The sequence below is a fragment of the Leptospira sarikeiensis genome (assembly GCF_004769615.1).
Lineage (GTDB): Bacteria > Spirochaetota > Leptospiria > Leptospirales > Leptospiraceae > Leptospira_B > Leptospira_B sarikeiensis.
The window spans coordinates 436,739-461,869 of the sequence record NZ_RQGF01000012.1 but is presented as its reverse complement, the minus strand read 5'-3'; the positions used below and the strand labels follow the sequence as shown (position 1 = coordinate 461,869).

Annotated in this window: 26 protein-coding genes; 7 read left to right on the top strand and 19 right to left on the bottom strand. The window is 40.7% G+C overall.

Features of this window, described 5'->3' with window-relative positions:
• Positions 1-228: 228 nt before the first annotated feature.
• Both EHQ64_RS06620 and cutA read left to right on the top strand, forming a co-directional pair.
• Positions 229-705, top strand: a complete 477-nt coding sequence (locus tag EHQ64_RS06620; protein WP_135648699.1) for an LIC_10730 family protein — start codon at positions 229-231, stop codon at positions 703-705.
• A 71-nt stretch (positions 706-776) separates the two neighbouring features.
• Positions 777-1,109, top strand: a complete 333-nt coding sequence (cutA, locus tag EHQ64_RS06615; RefSeq protein ID WP_135648698.1) for a divalent-cation tolerance protein CutA — start codon at positions 777-779, stop codon at positions 1,107-1,109.
• 15 nt (positions 1,110-1,124) lie between these two features.
• On the opposite strand, the gene EHQ64_RS06610 is transcribed toward cutA, so the two are convergent.
• The 6 genes from EHQ64_RS06610 to EHQ64_RS06585 form a co-directional block, all read right to left on the bottom strand.
• The gene (locus EHQ64_RS06610; RefSeq protein ID WP_135648697.1) at positions 1,125-1,733 is read right to left on the bottom strand and encodes a rhomboid family intramembrane serine protease; all 609 of its coding nucleotides are present in this window, start codon (positions 1,731-1,733) and stop codon (positions 1,125-1,127) included.
• Between the two features lie 16 nt (positions 1,734-1,749).
• Positions 1,750-3,726, bottom strand: a complete 1,977-nt coding sequence (uvrB, locus tag EHQ64_RS06605) for an excinuclease ABC subunit UvrB (RefSeq protein ID WP_135648696.1) — start codon at positions 3,724-3,726, stop codon at positions 1,750-1,752.
• A gap of 56 nt (positions 3,727-3,782) precedes the next feature.
• Positions 3,783-4,448, bottom strand: a complete 666-nt coding sequence (locus tag EHQ64_RS06600) for an ATP-binding protein (RefSeq protein ID WP_135648695.1) — start codon at positions 4,446-4,448, stop codon at positions 3,783-3,785.
• A 73-nt stretch (positions 4,449-4,521) separates the two neighbouring features.
• The gene (locus tag EHQ64_RS06595) at positions 4,522-4,983 is read right to left on the bottom strand and encodes a tRNA (cytidine(34)-2'-O)-methyltransferase (protein ID WP_135648694.1); all 462 of its coding nucleotides are present in this window, start codon (positions 4,981-4,983) and stop codon (positions 4,522-4,524) included.
• Positions 4,984-6,132 (bottom strand): S1 RNA-binding domain-containing protein, encoded by a 1,149-nt coding sequence (locus EHQ64_RS06590; RefSeq protein WP_135648693.1) that lies wholly within the window; start codon positions 6,130-6,132, stop codon positions 4,984-4,986.
• Positions 6,133-6,199: 67 nt separating this feature from the next.
• Entirely contained in the window at positions 6,200-7,561 is a 1,362-nt protein-coding gene (locus EHQ64_RS06585) for an amidohydrolase family protein (RefSeq protein ID WP_135648692.1), read from the bottom strand.
• A 26-nt stretch (positions 7,562-7,587) separates the two neighbouring features.
• Here EHQ64_RS06585 and EHQ64_RS06580 point away from each other — a divergent pair, with 26 nt between their 5' ends.
• Positions 7,588-8,280, top strand: a complete 693-nt coding sequence (locus tag EHQ64_RS06580) for an ATP-binding protein (protein ID WP_135648691.1) — start codon at positions 7,588-7,590, stop codon at positions 8,278-8,280.
• The gene (locus EHQ64_RS06575; protein ID WP_135648690.1) at positions 8,281-9,054 is read left to right on the top strand and encodes a glycosyltransferase family 2 protein; all 774 of its coding nucleotides are present in this window, start codon (positions 8,281-8,283) and stop codon (positions 9,052-9,054) included.
• Between the two features lie 168 nt (positions 9,055-9,222).
• Here EHQ64_RS06575 and EHQ64_RS06570 read toward each other — a convergent pair whose 3' ends face one another.
• On the bottom strand, positions 9,223-9,615 hold the full coding sequence (locus tag EHQ64_RS06570; RefSeq protein ID WP_135648689.1) for a hypothetical protein: 393 nt from the start codon (positions 9,613-9,615) through the stop codon (positions 9,223-9,225).
• A gap of 67 nt (positions 9,616-9,682) precedes the next feature.
• Between EHQ64_RS06570 and aroE the strand changes: the two genes are divergently transcribed.
• Both aroE and EHQ64_RS06560 read left to right on the top strand, forming a co-directional pair.
• Entirely contained in the window at positions 9,683-10,549 is an 867-nt protein-coding gene (aroE, locus tag EHQ64_RS06565; protein WP_135648688.1) for a shikimate dehydrogenase, read from the top strand.
• Between the two features lie 33 nt (positions 10,550-10,582).
• Complete coding sequence (locus EHQ64_RS06560) at positions 10,583-11,797, top strand: glutamate ligase domain-containing protein (protein ID WP_135648687.1); 1,215 nt, start codon at positions 10,583-10,585, stop codon at positions 11,795-11,797.
• Here EHQ64_RS06560 and EHQ64_RS06555 read toward each other — a convergent pair.
• From EHQ64_RS06555 to EHQ64_RS06510, 10 genes are all read right to left on the bottom strand, one after another.
• Positions 11,794-12,165 carry a VOC family protein gene (locus EHQ64_RS06555; protein ID WP_135648686.1) on the bottom strand — a complete coding sequence of 124 codons (372 nt, stop codon included), beginning with the start codon at positions 12,163-12,165 and terminating at the stop codon, positions 11,794-11,796. The genes EHQ64_RS06560 and EHQ64_RS06555 overlap by 4 nt on opposite strands.
• A gap of 132 nt (positions 12,166-12,297) precedes the next feature.
• Positions 12,298-12,861, bottom strand: coding sequence for a hypothetical protein (locus EHQ64_RS06550; RefSeq protein ID WP_135648685.1), 564 nt, complete (start codon positions 12,859-12,861; stop codon positions 12,298-12,300).
• 61 nt (positions 12,862-12,922) lie between these two features.
• Entirely contained in the window at positions 12,923-14,551 is a 1,629-nt protein-coding gene (locus EHQ64_RS06545) for a PEGA domain-containing protein (RefSeq protein ID WP_135648684.1), read from the bottom strand.
• Positions 14,548-15,318 (bottom strand): ABC transporter permease, encoded by a 771-nt coding sequence (locus EHQ64_RS06540; RefSeq protein WP_135648683.1) that lies wholly within the window; start codon positions 15,316-15,318, stop codon positions 14,548-14,550. The genes EHQ64_RS06545 and EHQ64_RS06540 overlap by 4 nt, the downstream gene beginning before the upstream one ends.
• Positions 15,315-16,214 carry an ABC transporter permease subunit gene (locus tag EHQ64_RS06535; protein ID WP_135648682.1) on the bottom strand — a complete coding sequence of 300 codons (900 nt, stop codon included), beginning with the start codon at positions 16,212-16,214 and terminating at the stop codon, positions 15,315-15,317. The genes EHQ64_RS06540 and EHQ64_RS06535 overlap by 4 nt, the downstream gene beginning before the upstream one ends.
• A gap of 12 nt (positions 16,215-16,226) precedes the next feature.
• The gene (locus EHQ64_RS06530; protein WP_135648681.1) at positions 16,227-16,682 is read right to left on the bottom strand and encodes a PTS sugar transporter subunit IIA; all 456 of its coding nucleotides are present in this window, start codon (positions 16,680-16,682) and stop codon (positions 16,227-16,229) included.
• The gene (locus tag EHQ64_RS06525) at positions 16,657-17,565 is read right to left on the bottom strand and encodes a hypothetical protein (protein WP_135648680.1); all 909 of its coding nucleotides are present in this window, start codon (positions 17,563-17,565) and stop codon (positions 16,657-16,659) included. Before EHQ64_RS06525 ends, EHQ64_RS06530 begins: the two co-directional genes overlap by 26 nt.
• Entirely contained in the window at positions 17,555-18,706 is a 1,152-nt protein-coding gene (locus tag EHQ64_RS06520; RefSeq protein WP_135648679.1) for an oxidoreductase, read from the bottom strand. Before EHQ64_RS06520 ends, EHQ64_RS06525 begins: the two co-directional genes overlap by 11 nt.
• Positions 18,707-18,714: 8 nt before the next feature.
• Positions 18,715-18,996 carry a hypothetical protein gene (locus EHQ64_RS06515; protein ID WP_010414765.1) on the bottom strand — a complete coding sequence of 94 codons (282 nt, stop codon included), beginning with the start codon at positions 18,994-18,996 and terminating at the stop codon, positions 18,715-18,717.
• An 85-nt stretch (positions 18,997-19,081) separates the two neighbouring features.
• Positions 19,082-20,626 carry a cellulose synthase family protein gene (locus EHQ64_RS06510; RefSeq protein ID WP_135648678.1) on the bottom strand — a complete coding sequence of 515 codons (1,545 nt, stop codon included), beginning with the start codon at positions 20,624-20,626 and terminating at the stop codon, positions 19,082-19,084.
• A gap of 502 nt (positions 20,627-21,128) precedes the next feature.
• Here EHQ64_RS06510 and EHQ64_RS06505 point away from each other — a divergent pair.
• Entirely contained in the window at positions 21,129-21,860 is a 732-nt protein-coding gene (locus EHQ64_RS06505) for a motility protein A (protein ID WP_135648677.1), read from the top strand.
• Here EHQ64_RS06505 and EHQ64_RS06500 read toward each other — a convergent pair.
• Both EHQ64_RS06500 and EHQ64_RS06495 read right to left on the bottom strand, forming a co-directional pair.
• The gene (locus tag EHQ64_RS06500; RefSeq protein WP_135648676.1) at positions 21,831-23,456 is read right to left on the bottom strand and encodes a hypothetical protein; all 1,626 of its coding nucleotides are present in this window, start codon (positions 23,454-23,456) and stop codon (positions 21,831-21,833) included. The genes EHQ64_RS06505 and EHQ64_RS06500 overlap by 30 nt on opposite strands.
• A 12-nt stretch (positions 23,457-23,468) precedes the next feature.
• Entirely contained in the window at positions 23,469-24,989 is a 1,521-nt protein-coding gene (locus EHQ64_RS06495) for a potassium/proton antiporter (protein WP_135648675.1), read from the bottom strand.
• Between the last annotated feature and the right edge of the window lie 142 nt (positions 24,990-25,131).

The following is a 25,131-nucleotide window of genomic DNA, read 5'->3' as shown; positions in this document are numbered from 1 at the left end:
TGTAGGTTATCCCACATTCAATACTATTGAGACCGTTTCTGGAAATTTTTTTCCAGCCGATTTCGGGATAAAATGACGCAAAAACCATGCTTTTATTTGTTAAACGACGAAATAATTGGACTAATCCCAAAGGTATAGTTTTCAAAAATTCACTTTTTCTTTCCTTGAATTTAGGTACCGGCCTTTCAGCCTGTAAGAACCCGCTCCCCGAATATCGACTCTCCATCTATGAAAACTAAATCAGGACTCTTCCTTTTATTCTTTCTATTCAATTGTTATTTCGCAGTGGATTGGAGTTCCGGTGCTCCGGAAAAGACCAAGGGAAAACCGTCTCCGGAAGAAATTGCCGAGCCTGAACAATCCAATCTGAGCAGAAAAGAGCTCATTCAAAAGGGGAAAAAATCTGACTTTAAGAGCAAGGAAGAACAACAACTTTTCGAGATGATGAGCTCCGGAGGATCGGACTCTAACTACACTCGAAATTGTATGGCGAAGTACGGGAATTGTAAGGACAGTTGTTGGACAAACTTTCCTTCTCCTAAAGTAGAGACAGTATTTACCGCAATCACCGTGGATCGTAAAAGAGAAGATTGTATAGCAAGATGTAGGAACATATGCGATAATTTTGATCCTGCAAGTTCCAGCGGGACCATGCCCAATTCCGGAAAGGGAAATTATTCGGATCCGAACGCGCCTAGATACTGATCCATATCAATATAAAGAAAGACTGGACAAAGAAAGAATACTTCTTATCCTCCTTTTTCTCGGAGGAACCAATGTCTTCATCCCAAGAAATTTTGGTATTTACCACTCTGGCAGACAGAGATCTAGCGGAAGAGTATATCGCAGAAATGCTTCAACTCGGTATCATAGTTAGCGGTACCATTTTCCCGGAAGTCGCCCTTTTATATCAATGGGAAGGAAAACTTACGATCGATTCGGAAAACAAAATATTATTAAAAGCGAAAGCTGATAAGTATCTCGCTATCGAAGAATATATCATGAAAAAACATCCTTATCTCGCTCCTGAGATCATCAAGTTGGATGTAAGTTTCGGTTCCGACAAATTTAAGGCTTTTATTAAGGATAAGATCGCGAAAGGAGGATAATCCCTTCGCTTCTTCTTACATAAATACAGTTAGCACATATTGGATAAATGCGACCGCAGATTGCGGTTGCACTAAGATCGCCACTGCAAGCCCTGTCAAAGCCCCATAAAAATGCGCGTCGTGATTGATCCCATCTTGCCTGTTTTTAGAAGCATAATAAGAATATGCTAAATACAAAACCGCATACACAGGTCCCGGGATCGGGATAGGTAAAAAGATAAACATGATCTTAGAATAAGGATAAAATAAGATAGAAGCAAATACGATCCCCGAAGTTCCCCCGGAAGCTCCTAAACTCGCGTAATTGGTATCGGTTTTATGTTTTTGAAATGATACTAAATTCGCGATCAAGATACTCGCAAGATACAATCCCATAAAACCGATCGGCCCAAGCACAAGATCCACATGCCTTCCAAAAAAATATAAGGTAAGCATGTTGAAAAATAGATGGGAAAGATCCGCGTGAACGAATCCGCTCGTAGCTAAGGTATAATAATTTCCTTCTCTAGAATCTCTAAAAGGCCTGAGTATCAGTTTATCCAAAAGGTTTTGGTCTACATACAACGTGTACAGGCTTATGGCACCTGTGGCAATGATCGTAATAATAGTAATGTCGAAACGCATTGATCCCTCTACAAAATTACTTTAATGAAAGCATTTTATCTCGAAGCAATGCAGCACGCTCGAAATCCAATTCTTTTGCGGCTTTCAACATTTCTTCTCTGATACGTTCTTTCATTTCGTCTTTAGAAGAGAAGTTCTTTTCCCTGAATTTTTTATTGATCTCGATCATTACGGACTCTTCAGAGTTCGGATCTTTTTCTTCCCTTTCTATGATATCTCCGATCTGTTTTTTGATCGTTTGAGGTGAGATCCGATATTTCTGATTATGTTCTTCCTGGATCGTTCTTCTTCTTTTAGTCTCGTCGATCGCCCTTTTCATAGAATCGGTCATTTTATCGGCATACAGGACAGCGGTCCCGTTTATATTCCTTGCAGCACGCCCTATCGTTTGTATTAAGGATTTATAATTTCTTAAAAATCCTTCCTTGTCCGCATCCAGGATCGCCACCATAGAAACTTCAGGTATATCCAGTCCTTCTCTCAATAGATTGATCCCGACCAGAACATCGTAAATCCCTTTACGTAAGTCCCGGATGATCTCGACCCTTTCCAATGTTTCTATTTCGGAGTGCAGATAGGAAACTTTTATCCCGAGTTCTTTATAATAATCCGTAAGATCTTCCGACATTTTTTTGGTCAATGTGGTGACTAAGACCCTTTCTCCCAGATCGATCCTTTTGCGGATCTCCACCAGTAAGTCTTCTACCTGGTTTTTTGTAGGACGAACTTCCACATTCGGATCCAAAAGTCCCGTAGGTCGAATGATCTGTTCTACAGCAATTTTACTTTTTTCTAATTCGTATTCCGCAGGTGTTGCGGATACGTATAAAGTTTTAGGAGTTAATGATTCGAATTCCGCAAAATTCAAAGGTCGATTGTCCAATGCAGAAGGAAGCCTAAAACCGAAATCCACGAGCGTTTGTTTACGAGCCTTATCTCCCGCATACATTCCTCCTACCTGAGGAATAGTGACATGGGATTCGTCCACGATCAATAGGAAGTCGCCTCTAAAATAGTCTATAAGACAAGCAGGTCTTTCCCCTTCTTTTCTGCCTGTAAGATGTCTGGAATAATTTTCGATGCCGTTGCAGTAGCCCATTTCTTGGAGCATTTCCATATCGTAATTCGTTCTGGATACGATACGTTGAGCTTCTAAAAACTTATTTTCTTTTGTGAACTTGATCTCTTGCTCAGCCATCTCATCCTTAATCCTTTTGATTGCGTCTTTTACCAAAGGAGCGGACATGATGAAGTGTTTTGCAGGATAGATATAACATTTTTCCTGTTTTGCGAGTACTTGGGCGGTGACCGGATGGATCCTGGAAATTGAATCCACTTCGTCCCCGAAAAATTCGATACGGAAAGCATCCGTATGATAAGCAGGATATACTTCGATAGAATCTCCTCTTACCCTAAAATTTCCCCGAGAGAAATCGGTATCATTCCTATTGTATTGTATATGTAGTAGTTTACGAATGACTTGGTCTCTATCGATTATATCTCCTTTTTGTAATGCGACTACTGAGTTCACATATTCTTCAGGAGATCCCAAACCGTAAATACAGGAAACGGAACTTACGATCACTACATCATCTCTTTCCAATAAGGAAGAAGTAGCTCGCAATCTAAGTTTATCTATCTCTTCGTTCATCGACATATCTTTTTCGATAAACGTATCCGAAGTAGGGACATATGCTTCCGGTTGGTAATAATCGTAGTAAGAAACGAAGTATTCTACCGCATTTTCCGGAAAAAATTCCTTAAATTCACGGAATAGCTGAGCCGCCAAAGTTTTGTTATGCGAAAGAACCAATGTAGGAAGTCCTAAATTCGCGATCACCTGGGCCATCGTGAAAGTTTTTCCGGAACCGGTCACTCCCACGAGAGTCACCTTCTCTTCTCCTGAATGGAAAGCATTCGCGATTTTTTCTATTGCCTGGACCTGGTCTCCGGCTGCATTATAATTGGAATGAATTTTGAAAATGGAAGACATACTGTTTAAAAGAAAGACCCAAAAATAAGGGAAGTCGAACTGAAAAATCTAGAAATTTATTTCGGAAGGTTTTTTTCGGCCATGAACAAGGCTTGTCTCTTGTCCTCTAGGATCTCCAAATCCATCTTATCGAATAATTTCTGCATAACCATCATCCCTCTCATAAGCGTGGCTGTGGAAGAAAATTTTCCCCTTTCTATATCCTCTTCGATATTCAATTCTCTTAGGTTGTTCACCAGTCGGATCTTAAAAATTCCGCTTTTTTCGATTGAATAAGCGACTTCGACTGTTCCACCGTCCCCGTATTTTACTGCGTTTTCGACTGCCTCAATTGATCCAATCGTAAGATCTACGATCAGATCTTCGTTGATACCGTTGGCTCTGAGAAAGGATTCCATCCTACTTCTTACATATTGCATCGGTTGAAATTCGGTGCGGCCGAGTACGAGGTACTCTTCATTTTTAGTAGTTTTCTTTCTGAGGGAAGAATCCGGAGCTAGTGTGTATTCTCTAGGGTCCAGTTTACTTTTTGCAGCTTCTTTAGAAGCAACTAGATCATCTAGAATTTTAGGGACCCAGTCCGGAGCGAGTATAGGCTCTTCCCTAAATTTTCGGAGAGTGTCCATACGAATCCACGCATGGAAATCCTGGGAATTACCTGTTAAACCGTTTGCTAGGAGTTCCCGAATACGGGCTTCTATCTCTCCTAGGGAAAAGGACATTCCCATATTTTTCCATAGGACCGTTTTTTTCGAGGGGTGTAAATCCGATTTTTTTCGGAAGACTGTTTCCGATTCACCAACTACGAATTTGCCGTAAGGCCTCGTATGCGATTACCGCGACTGCGTTACTCAAATTTAAACATCTACAGTCTTCTTCCATCGGAATTCGAATAATCCCGTCCGGTATTTTTGATTGGAAAATCTCCTCAGGAAGTCCCGAAGTTTCGTTTCCAAATAAAAATATATCATTCTCCTTATATTTCGGAGTCGTGTAGGAGACTTTTCCTTTAGTAGATACTAAATATAATTTGGAATCTTCTGGCAGAGATTCGGAGAAAATTTCCCAACTTGTATGAAGGGTCAATTTTAGTTTATCCCAATAGTCGAGTCCCGCCCTTCTTGCCGCCTTTTCAGTTAATTCGAATGCAGGTTCTCCTACAATATGGAGTTCCGCTCCTAGGGCGACACAAAGCCTAGCGATATTTCCCGTATTAGGAGGGATCTCCGGTCGATACAATGCGATCCGGAGAGCCATTTATCCCTTTTTCTGTCCTTTGTTTAAGGATTTTGCAAGGATCGCTCCGAAAGATCCTGTAGAAGAAGTTTCTTCCGAAAGATATCCGCTGTAATCGAGTCTTTCCTGAACTTCTTTTGCTTTCACAAGAGAAAGTGAAATTTGTCTTTTTGCAATATTCACTTCAGATACGAATGCAGAAACTGTATCACCCACTTTGAAATGTTGAGCGGCAGGAGTCCGGTTTTGTAAACCTGTCTCCCTATTCGGGACCAGACCTGAAAAGTTTTCATTCAATTTTATGAATACTCCGAAAGGTTTTACGCTTTCAACCGTACCGGAAACCACATCTCCTTCCTTGAAGGGAACATTTTGGGCCCAAGGATCTTTTAGAAAATCCTTAACCGTAAAACTATGCTTTTCCTCTTCCCAGTCCAGTTTGAGAACCTTCGCTCTTAAGACTTGGCCTGGATGAAATTCCTTAGAGAGATCAGCAGCTTTTTTGAAAGTAGCTTCCGATGCCGGAACAAGTGCAGTGAGTCCGTCCGCTTCTACGATCAATCCGAAATTATGAACTGATTTTACTTTGCAGGTCACGAACATTCCAGGCTTCAATTCTCCCTTTAAGACTGAGATTTTAGCCTCTCTTTCCTTATCCGCGATCTTTTTCTGGGAAACGATGATCTTTCCCTTACTTCCTACTTCGGATATAAGGAAACGTACTCTTTTTCCCACTCCGTTGTTCTGCTTTTTCAGCTCCGGATCTAATTGAGAGAATGGACAAAAACCGGTTTGTTCGCCTAACTTTACTTCTACGCCTGCGTCATTTTCTCCGATGATATGACCTAATACCGGAATTTCAGCAGTATGAGCGACCGAAACCATATCTTTGGAAATAGTATCTCCGTTCAGACAGGTAGTGAAATATTGGTCGCCCGAGGATTCTTGTAGAAAATATGCCTCGATAGTTTCGCCCTGTTTAGGAGCCTCAGTAAACTCGTCCGCAGCGATGATCCCGGAAAGTCCAGCGTTTTGGACCTTTATAAAAACGTAATCCGATTTGGAACTGGTGACTAATGCGGATACTTTTGCGCCCGGCTCTAACGCGGCTTTCTTTCGAAAACTTTCATCCAGTAATTTTTGAAACAATTCTTTTTGATCTTCTTTCATCGTCTCCGCCTCTATATATTTATGATGTTTAACGGCTACTAGCCGACCGAAATTTTTCCGGGAAAAACTATTTCTCTTTTTTACCGGATTTGGTTTTCTTTTTTTCAGGAGAAGAGATCTCGGTTTTTACTCTCTCCGTTACTACAGTTCTTAAGGTCTTTAGTTTATCCCAATTTTGGATCGGGTCTTCTCTAAAAATCAAAAGATGTGCAGGTTTTCCTACTCTGATCTTTCCCTCATGAGACGCTCCCAAATATTGACAAGTGGTCTCGGTAGCAGCTCTCAATGCTTCTTTTGGTCCCAAAAGATCGGATAAGATCCTAAGCTCCTTCCAACCTGAAATCCCGGGAAACTGGAGTTGGTGACCTGCCCCAGATCCCAATAAGATCCTTAAGGACAGATTCTTTCGGGCCCTTAAGAATGCAAGATAGGATTCGTATTCCTTATCAGCTTCCTGCTTCTCCGATTCGGAAAGAGAAGGAAAAGTAGAGAGTACATCTTTAGACAGAGCCCTTTCCTTAAAAGTCGGACTCCAGTCAGTCCATTTTTCCCATTCTTCCGCGAATGTTGGAGTTCCTATTTCTTTTCGAGTGAAATAGATCCCGAGTAGTGGAGCCCAAATTTGTTTTACCAAGTTATGAGCAACAGGACGAATAGAAGAAGTTTCCGGGATAGGATGAAATAATACTTTTGTTTCCGAAGACAACGCTTCCCAGTTCGCGAATTCTTCTCCGAAAGTGGAGACGGATAATTCCAAACCGTTTTTCTCCGCCTCAGATCTCATTCTGTATAAAAGTTTTCCATCCACTTCGAAGGCTTCTTCTTTATTATGCCTAAGGAATAAATGTATTTTTCCTTTTTTACCAGTGAGAGAAGAGATCGCTTCTTCCGGAGATTTTAGGATCTTATATCCTGAAACTTTGGAAGTAGGAAGTTCCTTGGATCCAGCAAGCAAGACAGGAGGAAGAACGAATAATCTAGGATACTGAGAATTCTTTTTTCTGATCTCTGAAAGTTCGGATGCCCAAGGTGGGTCCGCAATACTTTGAAGATTCGTAAATCCGTGTAACAGGAATTGTTTCAGATCCGCTTCTAATTCCCCGCGCTCCTTCCAACCTCCTAGAGAATTCGCTCCCAAGGTTACATGAGAATCACAGAATCCGGGAAGAATATAAAGAGGTTCTTTGGAAACCGGAGAAGAGGATATTTTTTCCACCAAACCGTCTTTGACTTGGATCTGAAATGGACCTGCGTATTCCAAAGTTTCCGGTTGGATGATATAAGCCCCGCTCCAGGACCAGGAATCTGCGTGGATGTTCCACGAAAAAAAAAGGGCTCCTAGAAAATACAGGGTGAATTTCGACAGGATCAGGGTCGAAGCGGAATGGACCTTTTTTAGCAGTATTAGAATCAGTCTCTTGACAAACAAATCGAGTTCCGAAAAGTTCAAGGTTAATGGGTCAGGAAATACGGGATATATCAGATAATATCCGGCTTACGGTGGAGGACGGAAAAATCCTCTCTCTTAAGACCCATAGAATTACAAGATCCGTCGAGGAACATATCCAGCAAGCCATCGAGCTGATCTTGGATAAGGTAACTTACCCCACCCTCGTTCCGACGATTTACACTATCGTAAAAGAATTATCGATCAATGCCTGCAAGGCAAACCAAAAAAGGATCTACTTCGAGGAAAAAGCCTACGATATCGAAAACCCGATCCAGTACAAAAAGGGAGTCTCTGAATATAGAGAACTTTTTTCAGAAAGTATGGCGGAAGAATACGGGCAAAAATCCAAAAAGAAAGGATACTTCTGTCTGATCACTTTCGACTACTCCATGGACGGGATCAGGATCGAAGTCACAAACAATACTCCGGTCACTGTAGAAGAAGAAAAATCTCTCCGTGAAAAATTAGAGAAAGGAATGCAATACGGAGATATCGCGCAATTTTATATGGATAATGCGGACAACACAGAAGGCGCCGGTTTAGGACTCGCATTGATCCTGATCATGTTAAAAGGAGAAGGGATCGATCCTTCTTTTTTCAGGATCATCATCCGCAAAGACGTTACAATTGCGAGATTAGAAGTGCCTCTCTCATCCAATTTTAAATCAGTAAGAGATCAGGATTTTTCCCGCGCTTAGATGTTACCAATCTCAGCATGCATTATCACATTAAACGAGGAAGATAATATCGAAAGATGTCTTTCTTCTCTAGATTTCGTAAACGAGATCATCGTTTTAGATTCCGGTTCCAAGGATAAAACGGAAAGTATCGCGAAGAAGAAGGGAGCGAAAGTTGTTCAGAGAAAATTCGACGACTATGTTTCCCAAAAGAACCATGTGATCTCTCTCGCAAAAGGTCCTTGGATCCTCACTTTGGATGCCGACGAAGAGCTCTCTCCAGCCTTAAAAGAAGAAATTAAAAGTTTATTTAAAGATGGTGAACCTTCGGAAGACGGTTTTCTCATCCCAAGACTTACGATGTATATGGGGAAATGGATCCGCCACGGTGGATGGTATCCGAATTATAGAGCTAGATTATTCCAAAAATCTCACGGTAAATTCGTAGGCGGGAAAGTTCATGAAGCAGTGGAACTATCCGGCAAAAGAAAGAAGCTAAAAGAACCCGTATTTCATTATTCCTACGAAAACTTATTCGATCATGTAAGTTTCATCAATCGTTACTCGGAACTTGCTGCGACCGAAAAATTCGGAAAAGGAAAAAGGACAGGTTTATTCCTGGCCCTCTTAGAAGCGGGTTACAAATCTTTTTGGATGTATTTCGTAAGATTCGGGTTTTTGGACGGAAGAAGAGGACTTATACTTGCGATTATGGGATTCTATTATAATTTCTTAAAGTATACCAAGGTTTTCGAGATGCGCCTTGCGGAAAAAGAAAAAAAGACCGATAACTAAAACCGAGAATTTGCACTCTATAACTATGCTTTCGTTTTATAACGCGACAGCGATCGTAGCGGAAATCCCGTGAAACGGATTGAAGCGTAGAGCGCGGTCCGAAACGAATGTGAATCGTTCGGCTGCCCTCGATCACGCTATGGGCATTCGTGAGGAGTCGCCCGAAAATTAGTCTCTACGTTCTTTATTATGATTGATGCGGTTCATGATATAGAGCATAGAATATCCGCCCAATATCACTGCGATCAAATTCACGTTAGCGACCTGATAGATCCCGACCTTAGGAGAGATCAGCCAATATACAATTTCTCGGATCAGATCTTGGAAAATAGAAAGAATGATCAGAGATCCAAGAATAGCGACTAAAAACGCCACCCAGAATCCACCAAGAAGATCCTTTCTTTTATAATAATAAAAATACCAGGCTAGACCGCCGCTAATAGATAGAACGAACAGTATATCCGTGAATGTCGTCCACCAACCCGAAGAAGAGGCTAAAACTAAAAAGGGTTGAGTGCCGAGTAAAGGGAGAAAATCGTTGAACGAGGCCAGGATTCCCATCTGCTTAACAGGTTTTTCGGGTTTTCGGATAAAGTCGAGAATTTTAGTAAAAAAGAAGCGGGGCCCATTGAAAATCTTTCGAGACAGTTCAAAATACTTCGGAATCGTAGGACATCCACTATCTCATACTCTATCTCCTGTGCTACACAGTTCCTGGTATGAAGACCTAAGTCTGGACTGTGGATACTTAGTTTTTCCTGTGGAAACTTTGGAAAAAAAGGAACTTATATCCTTGTCCAAGTTCGGGATCAAAGGTTTATCCGTTACCATTCCTCATAAAGAAACCGCATTTCAAATTGCAGATACAACGGATGAAGCTTCTCAAACCGTAAAGGCAAGTAACACTCTAGTATTCGAAAACGGATCGATTAGCGCGCATAATACGGACGGTATCGGTGCAGTACGATCCATCCAAGCTTCTTTTCCCGAAAGTTTAAAAGGGAAAGTTCTGCTCATCGGAAGCGGAGGAAGTGCGAGAGGTATTTCTTTCTCTCTTTTAAAAGAAGCAGGTGTATCGGATCTCACAATTGCAGCGAGAAACAGTAAAACTTCCCAAGAATTAGTGGAGCTACTCTTGGGAAGTTTTCCGGCAAAACTCGAATCAACAGATCTAATCCAAGTACAAAAGAATTTTTCCGAGTTTTCGCTAATCATCCACACCACTCCCCTCGGAATGAAAGGAAAAGATCCCGGACCTGCGATCCCTAAGTCTTCTTTTACATCGGATCAGGTTGTATTCGACATCGTTTATAATCCTTTGGAAACTCCCTTAGTGTTAGGGGCAAAGGAGAAGGGAGCGAAAATCATTCCGGGCACAGAGATGTTGCTCTATCAGGCGGTAGAACAATTTAGATTATTCACCCAAATACAATTGAGTCCTGATTTGATCGAAAAAGGAAGATTGCGGCTTTTAAAATCCTTGGGATATGCCTGAAATCCAAATCGGAAAACATTCAATTTTTATAAAATGCAAATTCCAGATTTTTTAGAATTCGGATCCAATTTAACCAATTTAGAAAAAACCAGAAATTTTAACGTTTTCGGGAATTATTCCTTAGACCCTTTTCGTACTCTTTTGGATTCTCATGGTTGGAGAGATCGTAAAAAAGAAAGATTAAGGATCTCCGTAGTCGGAACGAATGGAAAAGGTTCCGTTTCTCATTTTTTATCCGGAAGTTTTTCGAATCTAGGATATAAGACGGGGCTTTATACTTCTCCTCATCTTTTCGATCCTAAGGAAAGAATAAGACTCGGCCCAAGTTTCGAACCTGTAACTGGAACAGATCTACGGGAAGTTTCCAATATTCTATTTACCGAAAGTAATCCGGAAGAACTTTCTTTTCTTTCTTGGTTTGAATGGTTTACCCTAGCCGCCTATGTATTATTCGAAAAACGAGACATTAGTGTCCAAGTTTACGAAGCGGGTTTAGGGGGAAGACTGGATGCCACTAAACTCTCAGAAGCGGATATAGTAGTCTTATGTGCGATCGGAGAAGATCATAAGGCAGTTTTAGGAAATACGAAAGAAGCGATTCTGATGGAAAAATTGGGGATCGTTTCCGAAAGAACCAAATTCCTTTTTGCATTAGAGCCTGAACCTTCTCTTTTGAAAATATTGGAGAATTTCTGCACTGAGAAGGATCTAAAACTTTTCCTTTTTCCTTCTTTACCAACAGGGAAATCTTATCTTACTCATAATCTGGAATATGTAAAATTTATAATAAACACTTTGCAAAGTCATCTTACAAAAGAATTTCCTGGTTTAGAAAAGCAAGGAGATCCAACCGCGAAGCCTCTCTCTCAGCCTCCGGGTAGATTGGAGATCGTATCCAAACAACCACTAATCGTATTCGACCCTGCTCATAATCCGGATGCAATCCGAGTGACTTTATCTTCTCTCGATTCTTCCTTTCCCGGGAAAAAATTCTCTGTCTTAGCCGGATTTTTACCTGATAAGGAAGGTGAATCTATGGCTGAAAGTTTGAAGGCTTATACGGAAGAAAAAAATACGAAACTGTATTTTTTCAATTCGAAAGAGTTCAAACTTCCCCAAGGATCCGAATCTTATTCTATAGAACCGGAAGAACTAAATAATATCTTAATAACTACAGGCCAAAAGGAAGAAGGACTTTTAGTGCTCGGAAGTTTTAGGATGTATTCCTATATTCGCTCGGAAGATTAAATATTCTGAGCGATCCTCCAAATAATTCCGGAAGGGTCCTTTAAGATAAAATCGATCATTCTCCAGGGTCTTTCTTCCGGCCGGCTAATACTGACTTGGAATTTCTCTGCGATTTTTTTATCGGATAAATTTTTGTACCAAGCATTCGCATCTTCCACTAACAAATGCATCATTAGATTTTCAGCAAGTTCCTTATTATAGAAATTTTGGAGAAGAAAACTAGATTCTCCCAAAAGAAAATACGCAACTCCGTCGGAGTCGGATCTTTTGATAAAACCGATCTCTTCGTAGAATTTTTTAGATAGTTCGAAATCTTTTGCCGGAAGAAATGCCTTAATTTCTACGACCTTTAAAGTAGTTTGATCCATAAATTACCTGCTTGTTCAAATGCAGGAGTCGTTAATGCCCAACAGTTCTAAGTTAATTTTATTTTTTTCTATATTCTTCGGCTTCGAAGATAAAATCCATCGATAAAAAATATCAGTGAACTTTTTGGATGATCATCTTAGCCCAACACAAAATTTTCTGCATATTCTAATGATATCTCGGATAACCCAACCTCGAATAAAACAAAAATAAACTCCTAATAAAGAACAGAATACCAATAGGCCAAGGAATATAAAACTGAAGCCGGGGCCTGTAAAAAAAAGACCGGAGGAAACCGAACTTATATAAAGCCCCATAACTAAAGTCGGATAAGCCATACGTATCTCAAGCCAAAGCTCTTGATCCGACTGAAAGATCCTTCCAAGTAGCAGAGGTCCGTAATTTTTTTGAAATTTGAAGTAGTCATCTCTTTCTCCGCCCAAATTCGCTCTAATAAAGATCTCCTTTTCGTTCATTACCTTTACGACCCCAAACTCTTTCGAGAATTCGTAAACCTTACCAACCTTCCAATCCAAATCGATTCTCAGAAGTTTGATCCTTTTTAATAAAATACCCTTGCGAAAATCCATTTCAAAGTATTGGTACTTGGTCAGAAAGATCCCAGCGAAGATGAAACCCAACATCGCAGAGATCACAATAAAAACGGCAATGAGTGCTATTTGTAGATCGGACATCATAGAATATATCGCGATTACTTAGATGTCGGACTGGATTTAGGAGAAAACGAGAGTTCTAGGTTCAGAATCTAAGATGAAACTTCGCGTAAGATTCGGTTTCATACTGCCCTTCTATTCCTCTTACGAAAGTAGGCATTGTTTTTACCGGAGCGACTCCGACTTCTAAAGTTTCTGAATCCAATCCTAATGCATAAAAAGTGGCGGATAAGATAAGCATAGTTCCGATCCCGTACAACATGAGCCCGCCTTGGACTCCCTGGTGTTTTCCGAATCTTCCGGAAATAGATCTGAAATATTCGGACTTATCTCTTGCGTCGTCATAAATCCTTTCTTGGTAAAAATAAGAAGTAGCAAATGTCTGGAAATTAGGAGAAGAGTTTTGTAATTCTTGTAATGCAACGAAGTTCGTGATCTGCACCATAGGTCTTGCATTTTCTAAGGCTTGATCCGCTCTTAAATTAAAATAATAATAACCCGCATAAAAAAACAAACTTCCATATAGGGAATAAATCGCGAAATCGTCGTAAGTATGATCTAAAAATACGTATTTCTTGTTTTTATAATAGGAAACGGATTCTCCTTCTTTTAATTTTACGGAGATTTCGGCAACTTCTCCTTTTTTGATCTCAACTCCTTTGAATTGATCCACATGTTCACCCAAAACGAATCTAAGACGGTTCCATCCTATTTTTACAGGAACTTTGACCAAAGGGGTGACTCCTAAAAATTCAGAGCCTAAGTAAACTTTTGCTCCGACAGGATCCGAACTTACAGTAATAAAACCTTCTTTTTTATCTTTTTCTAATGTAATATCCAGCTCTTTGGAAGACTCTCTTAGATCTACTTGACCTACCCATTCTCCAAAACCGTTTTTCGTGATCTTAATATCGTGGATCCCTGAAAGTATATCGGAACGTTTGAATGGAGTTTTACCAACGTAGTCCCCGTCTATAAAGACCAAGGCATCGTATAAATTTCCTGTTTTGACTGAAAGCGCCTTTGTATGTTTTCCAAGAAGGGTTTTACGTAGTTCTTCGATAATCGGGCCTAGTTCTTGATATGAACGCCTAACACTCGTTTTATGAGAGAATTCTTTTTTGGAACCGTCTTTAGAAGATCTCATCCGAATATTTAATTTGATCTCTTCCCCTTTCTTCTCGTATTCTCCGTAAATTGAATAAAAGCAGTCGTATTTTCTGGAAACTGGGATCAGAAATCCTTCGTCGGGAGGAGTTTCCGCCTCATAAGGTTGCACTTTTAAAATTAGATATCTAGGGTCTTTTCCGACTCCTAAAGCCAATTCACCTTTTTTGAGTTTTTCTAGTTTAGAATAATCCCATTCTCCTTCTCTCAAATTTAGAAGTGCATTGGAAGGATTAGAACCGAATGCATGTTGAATAGATTTAGGTATTAAAACTTCGTCGTAGATCTGTGTTAGAGATTTTAAACCGGAATAGATGACAGAGGCGTAACCGGAGGAATAAAAATCTAGAGAAGTATCTCCAGTCAAATTCCGTAATGGGAAGATACAGAGTTTTCTTTCTTTTTCGAACTGTATTTTTTCAGGAGAAGAATATTCAGGAAATCTATAGTATTCATCCAAACCGTAAGTAGGAGTTACTACAAGGATCGGAGATAATACGATCAAAAGAATAGAAGAGAATACTTTCTGTAATAAGGAAAATTTCAAGATCGTTTCCCTCCTACAGTAATCACTAACCCTAAAATCCCCAAAGTAGGGAACACCAAGGCCCAAGGCGCATTTTGTACGTAATCTTTTGAAAAAGCGATCTGTTCTCCGAGTCCTGGACCGAACGTTTCTCCCCCCGCAGAAATTCCCAAAAATCCGAATATTGCAAGAGTCATGATCACTGCAGGAAGCCCAGTAAATAATAAAACTTTCAAGATTTGGAATGCTTGAGGAAGAAGATGTGCTCTGAATATATATCCCCTACTTGCTCCAAAACAAGAAGCTGCCAAAGCGTATCCGCTTGTACTCACCTCGTCGATCTTAGCTCTTACTGTTTCATAAGCCTGTGCCCAATCACCTAGGACAATCGCCAAAAATAAAGGAATAGGTCCTGCACCGAAAACCTGAACTACTAAAAGTGCTAATAATAGAGAAGGAAGAGAAATAAATACGGAAGATAGAGGACTGAAAAAATTCTTCTTCAAAAAAGGACTGGAGTAAGATAAAAGTCCGACGAAAGAAGAAAAAAATAAGGTCAATATTCTCGCAGGAAAGGCGAACAAAAAAGTAGCAACACTTCCATACGCAAACATGGAATATACATCTCTTCCCAATCTATCCTTACCGAAAGGAAATTCAATGGAAGGAGGAAGAAATGATTCTTTTAAATTCAATTCCGTAGGAGCCGGATTCGAAATGATCCCGAATATTATTAAAAGCAGATATATGAATATCGCTCCGTATCTGATCCAATCGGAAACTTTCACGCAGCTCCAGTCTCCCACCCTAAAAGCCTATCTCTAACTTTTTCGGAAACTCGAGTTAGAATATAAAAGATCATTCCACTATAAAACAAAAGTGCTGCCAATAAGGAAGAATCCATTGTGCGGATCGCGTGGTACATTGATTTCCCGATCCCCGGAAAGAAAAAGATCTCCTCCACTACAATTGCCCCAGAAAGTAAGGAACTTAGATCCAAAAGTACCAGGATCAAAAGTACTGGAGAAACTTTTAGCAGAATATGCCGGAATAGGATCCGATTTTCTGAATATCCCCTTGCTTTTAATACATTCACATACGCGGATTTTTTTTCCGTTCCTGCAAGCTGACTCGCAAAAAGAAAAAGCCTCGCAAATACTCTGGAGCCTAAGGCAAAACCTGGTAAGATCACGTAGGCTGTATTTCCAGCCTCATATCCTCCCGGAGGAAACCATCCCAAGATCAAAAAAAATAATACGAGTAATAAGACCGAAACTACAAAGATCGGAGTGGATAAGATCAATTGGCTCAAGAAGGCGAATATTTCTCCCAAAAAACCAAAACGAGGAATAAGAGACATTAAGGCTAAAAAAACTGCGAATACAGTTCCAGTAAGAACCGCAAATGAAGCCAAATGTAAAGTTGGCCAAAATCTGGAAACGATATGGGAAATTACGGGATCTCCGGATTCGGTCTCTCCCAAATCGAAGGTCAATAGGCCCTTACAAAAACCCAAATACTCTTCCGTAAAACTTTTGTTAGATGAGGTTTGTTGGATATCCTCTTTCCGGATCCCTGAATCCGCTTCCAAAAACTCCTTATTCAAAGATCTGAGTTGGGAGAAAAAAACGGAAATTGCGGAAAGAAAGACCGCAAAAATTAGAAAGCGTTTCGCTTCTTCCAACGTAGCGTCCTCTCAGGCTGAGAAGGCTTTCCGGATTTCTTCGAAATTTTTGGAAAGGATCAGTTTTTCGCGGTCCTCTTTTACATTCAGAGTTTTTGCGATTTGTGCCAGTGTCTTGATATGTTCTTGGAATTTAGATTTGGGAACTACGAGCAGGATGAAGATATGGACCGGAAGATGATCGATTGCGTCAAAATCGATGCCCTTTCGTGAAAGCCCCATCACACATTTGAGTTCGTCGACTAAATTGACCGAACAATGTGGGATTGCCACACCACTCCCGATCCCAGTCGACATGGATTTTTCTCTCGCCATGAGAGATTCATATACGAGTTCCCTGTCTTCTCTAGCTATAAGCCCTGAGTCGACGGCTTTCTGGAGAAGTTGGTTGATCACTTCTTCCTTAGATGAGCCTTCTATTTCAAAAATTACAGTCTCTGGCTTAAGTAAAGCGAGGAGCTGGTTCATTCTTCTCTGTCCTATCTCCTAGGAAAATACGAATCAGGATGGATTCAATGAAAAAAAACGATGAGACCCACAGGAATGTAGGAACATACAGCGTCGGAAGGAAAAAAATTGCCAACCCCATCGGCGCCAAACTGAAAAAAGAAAGAGGCAAAAGTGACCCTGTATTTCTTCCCGGTAAATTTAATAGAAGTACGAAGGCGATCATGCCTGACCAAACAGGACCGGAAACAGTTTCCCAGCCTGGGATTTTGGATAAATGCATCCAAACAGAAAGTAAAATGGAAAATCCCAAAGGAAGTAGAAGAGCTAAATTCCTTCTAAGTAAAAGAGGCAGCACTAACAGAATGCCGAAACCTCCGCAGGCCTCCAATGCCGAATATCTAAAGCTGGAAATTGTAGCTTCATTTAAAAATCCGGGAGTATAAATGTCCGGATAGGAAGTTTCTCTATAAACAAGCCCTGGGTTGGAACTCCAACCGTCTATTCCTGGAAGGAAATAAAATATTAAGAAAAGTAGAAATTGGACTAGAACAATAGGAAAACGGAACTTAAGTCTTTGCTCCAATACCCACCATAATCCCAAGCCTAAACCTAATGCAAATACTGCATGAAGAAGATATCTGGAATCTCTAGGTATTAATAAAACAAAACTCAGAGTATGGTTGAGCCAATATAATATGTAGGACTTCCCACCAGTGAGAAGAAAGTATGCTGCTGCCCCGAATAGTATCCCGAAACCGGCAGGAACCAATAGATAATAAGATCCGCCAGACCCGATCACTAGCAAAGAAACTGCCAGAATCGAGAAAAGAATGTCCGGAAGTAGAAGGTCTTTTCTTTTAAAAAATCCGTTTTGAGTGGAGAGAACATAACTAAAAGCCATGATTCGCCTCCTTCCAAGTCCGGATCTTATCTCTTAAAGAGATCGTAGAAGGGCAAAGAAAAGTACAGATCCCGCATTCCATACAAAGTCCGGAATTAAAATTACCGAAACTGGAAACTAGGGCCATAGGATTTGCCTGAGTAGGACAATTATAAGAACATTCCCCGCATTCCACACAAGGGAATTCTTTACGGTCTGAATCGTATCTTGTCAAAAATATGAGTGAATAATTTTGACGGATATCCCAATAGAATCCCTTCTTAATGTCTCTAACTGGATTCTTTTCATAAAAGGAATTGAATGTAAAATTCGTATATCTAGATCCGTATTCTTCGAATAGGAACTTCAAACTTTGTCCGTTACGGATACGAACAGTGGTATCCGCTTTTCTAAGCCCGCCATTCTTACCTAAGAAATATAATGCGATCTCTCTTTCTATAAAAGGAAAATCCGCGAATAATGCTCTATAAAGATTATATAATGTTTCCGGTCCCAAATATAGGATCTCGTTTATTTTCGAAAAAGACAACTTTTCAGTCTGAGAAACGAAATACTCAGGGATGCCCCAAGGATATGCGTAATTTTTAATCGGTGGTTTTAAACCTTGGATATAATCCCTGATCTGTGCTTCGGGGAATAAAAGTTTTAAAACTTCCAAAAACTTAGAATGACATTCCGCGTTCTTCTTCAGTTCGGGAAGATAATCCACATCCTGTGTGCGGGTAAATGGAGATAGAACGATTAGTTTTGTCTTCTGCCTGGATTTAAAATAAGAAGAGAGAGAATGGCTTGAAAAGTCCAAACTGACCAAACCCAATTTATCCATTGGCTCGAGTATTTCTTCTTTTTTGAGAGTTTTAGGGATCCAAGGTTTGGAACCTATGAAATTCCCGTCTTGAACGATCCTGATTTTGGAACCTTCTTCGCTATGTTCCAAAGAAGCGATCCCATTCACTGGAGAAAGAACGATGCCTGAAGATTGTTTGTAGAGAGGATCTCCTACGCTTACCCGAACCGGAAAATCCTTAAGTAATAGGGCGTCTCGGTCCGGGAAAAGAGTGTAGGGTTCGTCCAGGACCGTTTTGCGATTTCCCGTTTCTTTTACGGTCCTGGGTTGGAGGAGGAACGGTTTTGTGAACAATGCCCTTTTTAGTTAGGCGACTTGACCATGTAGATTTCGTCTTTAATAGGAAGTTCTTTCTTCAAATTTTTGATATAAGGAAGAATTTCTCCCATCGGCTCGTAGAATTCGCAATCTGTTTGCATACGGCGAGCCACTGTGAAGTATTTATATAACTTTTCTTCGCCGGAACGTTTGGACCATTTTTTCTTGGTACATTTGACCCGGAGGATGTATTTGTCCGCCTCGGATTCATACTGTCTGACGGTTACGCAATGCAGGCAGTTGGCGCAATAGACTTTCTCACTCATCGGTTATCCTGTTTCCTGGGGTATTTGACAGATTTAGGCGAGGGCACAGGGAGTCAACCCGTTTCCTCGCCTTTTGGGAAGGCTGTCAGGCTTCCTGAGGAATCTCTTCTTGGGAAGCGTTTCTTGCTTCTTTGTATTTCCAGGTAAATTCTTGGAAAGACTTAAAGGAAACGAAGAAGAAACCGATCCCGTAGATCAATAGGAAGCCCACGATATAAGGACGTCCTACTAAGAATGATAGCACAACGGAGAATACACAATAACATCCGAGAAGGAATTCCAAAACTACATGGAAATCCAAAGGAACAGTGTATTTCAGCCTTTCTTTCAAGGAATCGGAGTTTTTCTCGATCCTTAATTTAGGCGTTCTTTTGAAGGAAGACTGGATCCCTAAAACCGCTTCTAACCAAGCTCTGGTATTTACGATCGCGATCCCTGTTCCAATCATGATCAGGATCGGAAGATACACTAATCTTTTCTTCCAATCTTTGTATAATGTCTTTTGAGAATACGCGTAGAAGAATAAAGGTCCTACGGATCCGATCGATAGAACTGCAGCAGTTCCGGACAATACTTCTAAAGGAAGATCATAGAAGCTGAATCCAGACCAGTATTCCATTAATAATAATGGAGCGCTGAATAGAATATTCACGATCATTAATGGGTGAACGGAATAATTGATCAGGTGGGTAACAGCCTCTGCCTTGATTTTCCAAGGTAGATCCGCTTTCCAAATACGAGGAAGAAGTTTCACTGCAGTTTGGATAGAACCCTTGCACCAACGGAATTGTTGGGATTTATAAGCGGACATCATTGCAGGAATTTCTGCAGGACATACCACATCTTTAAAATAACGGAACTTCCAACCTTTTAACTCTGCACGGTAAGAAAGATCGAAGTCTTCGGTAAGAGTATCATGCTCCCAACCGCCTGCGTCCTCGATCGTTTTCTTTCTCCAAGTACCTGCAGTACCGTTGAAGTTCATCCAAAGTTTGGAACCGTTTCTTGCGACCTGCTCGATCATGAAGTGACCGTCGATCCCGAAACTTTGAGCTTTTGTAAGAATATTATAATCTGCGTTGATATGACCCCAACGAGCTTGGACCATTCCGATTTGAGGATCATCGAAATACGCCATGGTCTTTAATAGGAAGTCAGGATCCGGCATGAAGTCCGCGTCGAAAATAGCGATATAATCACCTTTCGAAACTCTCATTCCTTCGTCCAAAGCACCTGCCTTATGGCCTACACGATTGGTTCTATGAAGGTGATGGATATCAAAACCCTGTGCTTTGTATTTTGCCACGAGAGAAGCAGCTTTTTGGATCGTTTCGTCTGTAGAATCGTCCAGAACTTGGATCTCTAATTTATCTTTAGGATATTTTAATGCGATTGTGGAATCGATCAAACGATCTACTACGTAAAACTCGTTGAAGATCGGAAGTTGGACAGTGACCACAGGAAGTTCCGGGTCGTCCATAGAAAGGTTTCTGCTCGGATCAGTGTCACAATTGGTGTTGTACTTTCTGTACAAATACACCATGATATACGTGTGAATTCCGAAGAAAAATAATCCCAGAATATCTAAAGCGTAAATTCCCAGAAAAAGAACAGTGACGAAAGTGAGCATTTGGGACAAAGATTTTGGAAATACCTAAAAAGTCAATGTGTTTTGCAGTGCAACATGCAAACGGAACTTTTTCCGACCAAAATTAAATCCCCCAGCCCTGGGAAAAAATCCAGACCAAGCCTAAGGTAAGAACTCCGAAATCCGATATTCTAAATCGGATGGACCTTTAGCCTCCCTGGCTAGAGTTACTCCACTGCGAATTTTCACTTTCTTGTAGAGGGGATGGACGAAACCGTCCCTTATTTTTTTGCTACCCCCTTCCCACCATATTTTTCGCACGGAGTTCACAGAGCTCACAGAGTGCTTGTTTTTTTTCTCTGTGTTCTCCGTGAACTCTGCGCGAAACGAAGCAGCAAAGTTAAATAAGATCTTAAATGAATTTCTCGCGCCAGGGATCGACGCGGGCGTCGCGAAGCGACCGAAGCGGAGAGCCCGGTCTGCCGAAGGCAGAGGCGCCCCAAAAAGACTTGTCTCTAGGACATAATACGCCTACTTTGCTCCCATGCGTTCGGCCATCATCGGTTTAATTGCCGCCTTAGCTTCCGTGCTATTGGCGATCTTGTTGGAAGAAGCGCATTTTCTTTCCTTTCTCAAATTATCTGCGCTTGTTTTGATCCTGGGGGGAACTGCAGGCGCAACCTACGCGAGTTATTCTCCGGAGGAATTCGCAAACCTGATCCTTCATTTAAGAGAATCCCTTTTTCCTAAAAGAGAGTTTTCTTTATCGGATGTGTTTTTGGATTTTGCGGAGAAGGCCCGCAAAAACGGATTACTTTCTTTGGAAGACCAACTCGCAGGAGTGCCGGATGCTTTTTTAAGAAAAGGGATCCAACTCATCGTGGATGGAACAGATCCAAGAGCAGTGGAAGAAATTTTATTCGAAGCCGCAGAAGGATTTGAAAACCAAGAGATCCGTTCCGCAAAAATTCTGGAAACCGCAGGTGGATTTTCTCCTACGATCGGGATCATCGGAACAGTGATGGGACTCGTAAGTGTTTTGGAAAATTTAGGAGCAGGAACAAGAGCTTTGGGAGAAGGGATCGCGACCGCATTTATTGCAACTTTCTACGGGATTGCTTTTGCAAACCTTGCTTATTTTCCTTTGGCAAATCGTTTGAGGACCTGGGCATATTCCAGGAACAAAAGAAGACAGGCGATCATCCGTGGGATCATCTCTCTCCAAACCGGAGACAATCGACGCATTCTAGTCGAAAGAATGACTCCCTTTCTCTAAAGATCTTTTTCTAATTTTATTTTCAAGAACTTCATCGACTATGTATGGTTTGGAATATTTTCTAAGATCTCCAAATTGGAATCTCCAAAAAAGCCCGAATCGTTTCGGATCGAACAATTCCCCTCTTGTGAGGATCATCAAAGAATCATAATATTCTCTTAAAGCTAGATCTTGAATTCTGTTTTCTCCGAATTCCAAAGAATCGAAATAACCAAATGGCAAAGACCGGATCTTATGACCTATCCTCCCTTTACCTTTGATCCTGGATAGAAGGGGATCCCCTAACCCAACATGATCTAAAATATGCTGAGAAGGATGAAGAAATCCGAAAAACCCAACATTATACTTCACTAAAACTTTTTCGTGATCTTCTTCCGTAACAAAAAACTTTTTGCGAGTTAAATAAGGGATCAGCGAATTCTCTTTATTTCTGGCAACAAGTCCTGTTGCCGGGAAATACCAGAGTTTTTCATCCGCGATCTCGTCTTTTCCTAATTTCCAAGGATTCTGTTTTATTTGCTGAGAGATAGGATGGATCGGAGTGCTCAGAAGAAGAATATTATAAAAAATCAATGCAGAGCTAAGTATATAGATCTCTTTTTTTTCCAAACTTTCCATTCGAACAAGTGCGATCCCAAAAAGAAAAATTACGTACGTAAAAAATCTGCCGGCCATAAAATCTCCGCCGACTGAAAAAATATAAATGAAGTATGGCAAAGAAAATCCGAAAAAAACCCAGATAGGTGCATTATTTTTCTTAAAAAAGATCCGGATGATCGCGACAAAAGGTAAAAAGAAAAATACGATAGGATCCCATTTCATTTCAAAAATGTAATAGTTCCATCCATTTTGAAGGATTTGAGAAAATGGTTCTTCTACATTCGTTTTTGCATAATACGTATTCGGCAGAAGTGATCCGTAATACAGAGAAGAGAATAAAAACCAAAGAATAGCAGGCCAGGTCGATACAGAAATTTTAAATAAAAGAGAAGGATCCACTTTTCCATTCTTCCATTCTTTGCGAAGAAGCAGCGAAATCGGGAGAATAAAGATCAGGACAAAATCGATCCGAGAAACAAGGCCCACACTCGCGATCAAAACTAAAACCGGTAATTTGGATCTTTCGCTCTCTTCTTCTTTAAAATAATGATAAAAGAAGATTGCAGCCAAAAAATAATTCAGAGAATTTTCGAGCCCGGAATATGTATAATCCACGAAGGATCTGGAAGATAATAAGAAAGTGATCCCGATCCAAAAAGAAAAACTAGAAACCGCGATCTTTCTTAAATAATAGAATGTTGCTAGTCCCCAAATAAAAGAACTAAACAAAGACCAGAGAACTATATTTTGATATAGATAATAAAAAGGAGAAAGTACGAGGATTAAAAGTGGATTCGTAAACGCTTGGACTCTCTCTGCAATATTCCAATGTAATCCATTTCCATTTACGAAATGATCTATTACCCGAAAACTAATGAAGGAATCATCGCTCAACCAAGCGTTTTGATAGGAGATATAAAGGAATAAAAGAAAGACCGAGACGGGCTCTAATAAAATACTTTTAGGAAATTTCTTCCAATCGGATCGGCCCATCATATAGAAAGAATATTAACTATCCCTTCTATCTCCCATTCTGGAAAGAATTTCACGGATCTTTCCTTCTGCCCCTTCAGGAGTCAATACAAGGAGAACATCCCCATCTTCCATTTTAGTTTTACCTGTAGGAACTAAATGGGAATCTCCTCGATAGATCAAGGTAATGAGTGAGTTCTCCGGGAAGTCCAATTCATACACGAATTTTCCAACAGATGCAGAACCATATGGAACAATGTATTCCAATAGTTGTGTATCGCTCTTGTCCTTGTTCTCGAATTCAAATGGATAAGAAGCTCTCTGCTCTAAGGAAGCCTCGAGCCCGAGAATACGAACTGCAAACGGGATCGTGGATCCTTGCAATAACAAGGAAGTTAAAACCGTAAAGAATACGATATGGAAGATCATTTCCGACTCGGGCAATTGTTTCGCGTACGGGAATGTCGCCAAAATAATCGGAGCTGCACCTCTTAATCCCACCCAAGAGACTAAAAGTTTTTCTCTCCAGTCCACTTCTTTGAATCCGATCAATGCTAAAAATACCGCGGCAGGTCTTGCGATCACAGTTAAGAAGACTGAAAATGCAATCCCGAGAGCAGCGACCGAAGGGATCTTGGATGGGAATACGAGTAATCCTAAGGTAAGGAACATTACGATCTGCATTAACCATCCAATCCCATCCATAAATCGAACATTACTTCGTTTATGAACGAAGGATCTATTCCCTATGATGATCCCTGCGATATATACTGCTAAGAACGGGTTTCCCCCGATCAGATCTGTTGCCGAATATACGAAAAGAACGGATGCGGAAAGTAGCACCGGATATAAACCTTCGTAATCCAATTTGATCCGGTTCATACCTCTATAGATCCAGTATCCTAAGAGTAATCCTAGTATGATCCCTAAAGTAAATTGTTGGAAGATCGTCCAAGCCAACGCGTCCCAAGTCGGAGCCGATGTTCCTACAAATCCCAAAACGGAAGTGGTCAATAGAACTGCAAGAGGGTCGTTACTTCCGGACTCTAATTCCAAAAGAGAAGTGAGTCCTTTTCTCATACCAATATTACTAGTTCTTAATACGTTGAATACCGCCGCTGCATCTGTGGAAGAGACGATCGCTCCTAAAAGGAACCCGATGATCGGATCGAAGCCCATTACGAAAATTGCAAATAGTGCTACAATGAGACAAGTGAGAAGAACTCCCACCGTTCCGAGAGAGATCCCTTTCCAAAGTACAGGTTTTACCTTCCCCCAATCCGTTTCCAGACCTCCGGAGAAGAGAATAAAAGCCAAAGCAACGGAACCGACCTTGCGAGTAAGATCTGCATCGTTAAACCAGATCTTTAGTATCCAGTCGGAACCTGCTAACATTCCGATCGTTAAGAATATAAGTAGTGAAGGAATTCCAAATTTAGTGGAAACGCGCAATAGGCCTATGCTCAATATGATCAAGCTTGAAAGGGCCAAGATTTGGAACTCGAAATTTAGCGCGTTTAATTCCACTATGATAGATTCTAATCCATTGAAATTTATGCGATTTCTTTTTTTATAGTCCGTACTAAAACTTAGGTATTGCTTATTGAGAACAATTCCCGGGCTTCAAGAGCCTGGACCACCAGGGACAGGCTCTTATGTGGAAAAAACTATTTTCAAAATGAAATTCGTTTTTTGGAAG

Coding starts and splice junctions, on each gene's coding strand:
- EHQ64_RS06555 (WP_135648686.1), bottom strand. CDS start 12,165: ATGGATCAAACTACTTTAAAGGTCGTAGAAATTAAGGCATTTCTTCCG.
- EHQ64_RS06620 (WP_135648699.1), top strand. CDS start 229: ATGAAAACTAAATCAGGACTCTTCCTTTTATTCTTTCTATTCAATTGT.
- uvrB (WP_135648696.1), bottom strand. CDS start 3,726: ATGTCTTCCATTTTCAAAATTCATTCCAATTATAATGCAGCCGGAGAC.
- EHQ64_RS06580 (WP_135648691.1), top strand. CDS start 7,588: ATGGGTCAGGAAATACGGGATATATCAGATAATATCCGGCTTACGGTG.
- EHQ64_RS06570 (WP_135648689.1), bottom strand. CDS start 9,615: ATGGGAATCCTGGCCTCGTTCAACGATTTTCTCCCTTTACTCGGCACT.
- EHQ64_RS06515 (WP_010414765.1), bottom strand. CDS start 18,996: ATGAGTGAGAAAGTCTATTGCGCCAACTGCCTGCATTGCGTAACCGTC.
- EHQ64_RS06590 (WP_135648693.1), bottom strand. CDS start 6,132: ATGAAAGAAGATCAAAAAGAATTGTTTCAAAAATTACTGGATGAAAGT.
- EHQ64_RS06510 (WP_135648678.1), bottom strand. CDS start 20,626: ATGCTCACTTTCGTCACTGTTCTTTTTCTGGGAATTTACGCTTTAGAT.
- EHQ64_RS06505 (WP_135648677.1), top strand. CDS start 21,129: ATGCGTTCGGCCATCATCGGTTTAATTGCCGCCTTAGCTTCCGTGCTA.
- EHQ64_RS06560 (WP_135648687.1), top strand. CDS start 10,583: ATGCAAATTCCAGATTTTTTAGAATTCGGATCCAATTTAACCAATTTA.
- EHQ64_RS06600 (WP_135648695.1), bottom strand. CDS start 4,448: ATGTCCTTTTCCCTAGGAGAGATAGAAGCCCGTATTCGGGAACTCCTA.
- EHQ64_RS06500 (WP_135648676.1), bottom strand. CDS start 23,456: ATGATGGGCCGATCCGATTGGAAGAAATTTCCTAAAAGTATTTTATTA.
- EHQ64_RS06610 (WP_135648697.1), bottom strand. CDS start 1,733: ATGCGTTTCGACATTACTATTATTACGATCATTGCCACAGGTGCCATA.
- EHQ64_RS06595 (WP_135648694.1), bottom strand. CDS start 4,983: ATGGCTCTCCGGATCGCATTGTATCGACCGGAGATCCCTCCTAATACG.
- EHQ64_RS06575 (WP_135648690.1), top strand. CDS start 8,281: ATGTTACCAATCTCAGCATGCATTATCACATTAAACGAGGAAGATAAT.
- EHQ64_RS06525 (WP_135648680.1), bottom strand. CDS start 17,565: ATGGCTTTTAGTTATGTTCTCTCCACTCAAAACGGATTTTTTAAAAGA.
- EHQ64_RS06530 (WP_135648681.1), bottom strand. CDS start 16,682: ATGAACCAGCTCCTCGCTTTACTTAAGCCAGAGACTGTAATTTTTGAA.
- EHQ64_RS06550 (WP_135648685.1), bottom strand. CDS start 12,861: ATGATGTCCGATCTACAAATAGCACTCATTGCCGTTTTTATTGTGATC.
- cutA (WP_135648698.1), top strand. CDS start 777: ATGTCTTCATCCCAAGAAATTTTGGTATTTACCACTCTGGCAGACAGA.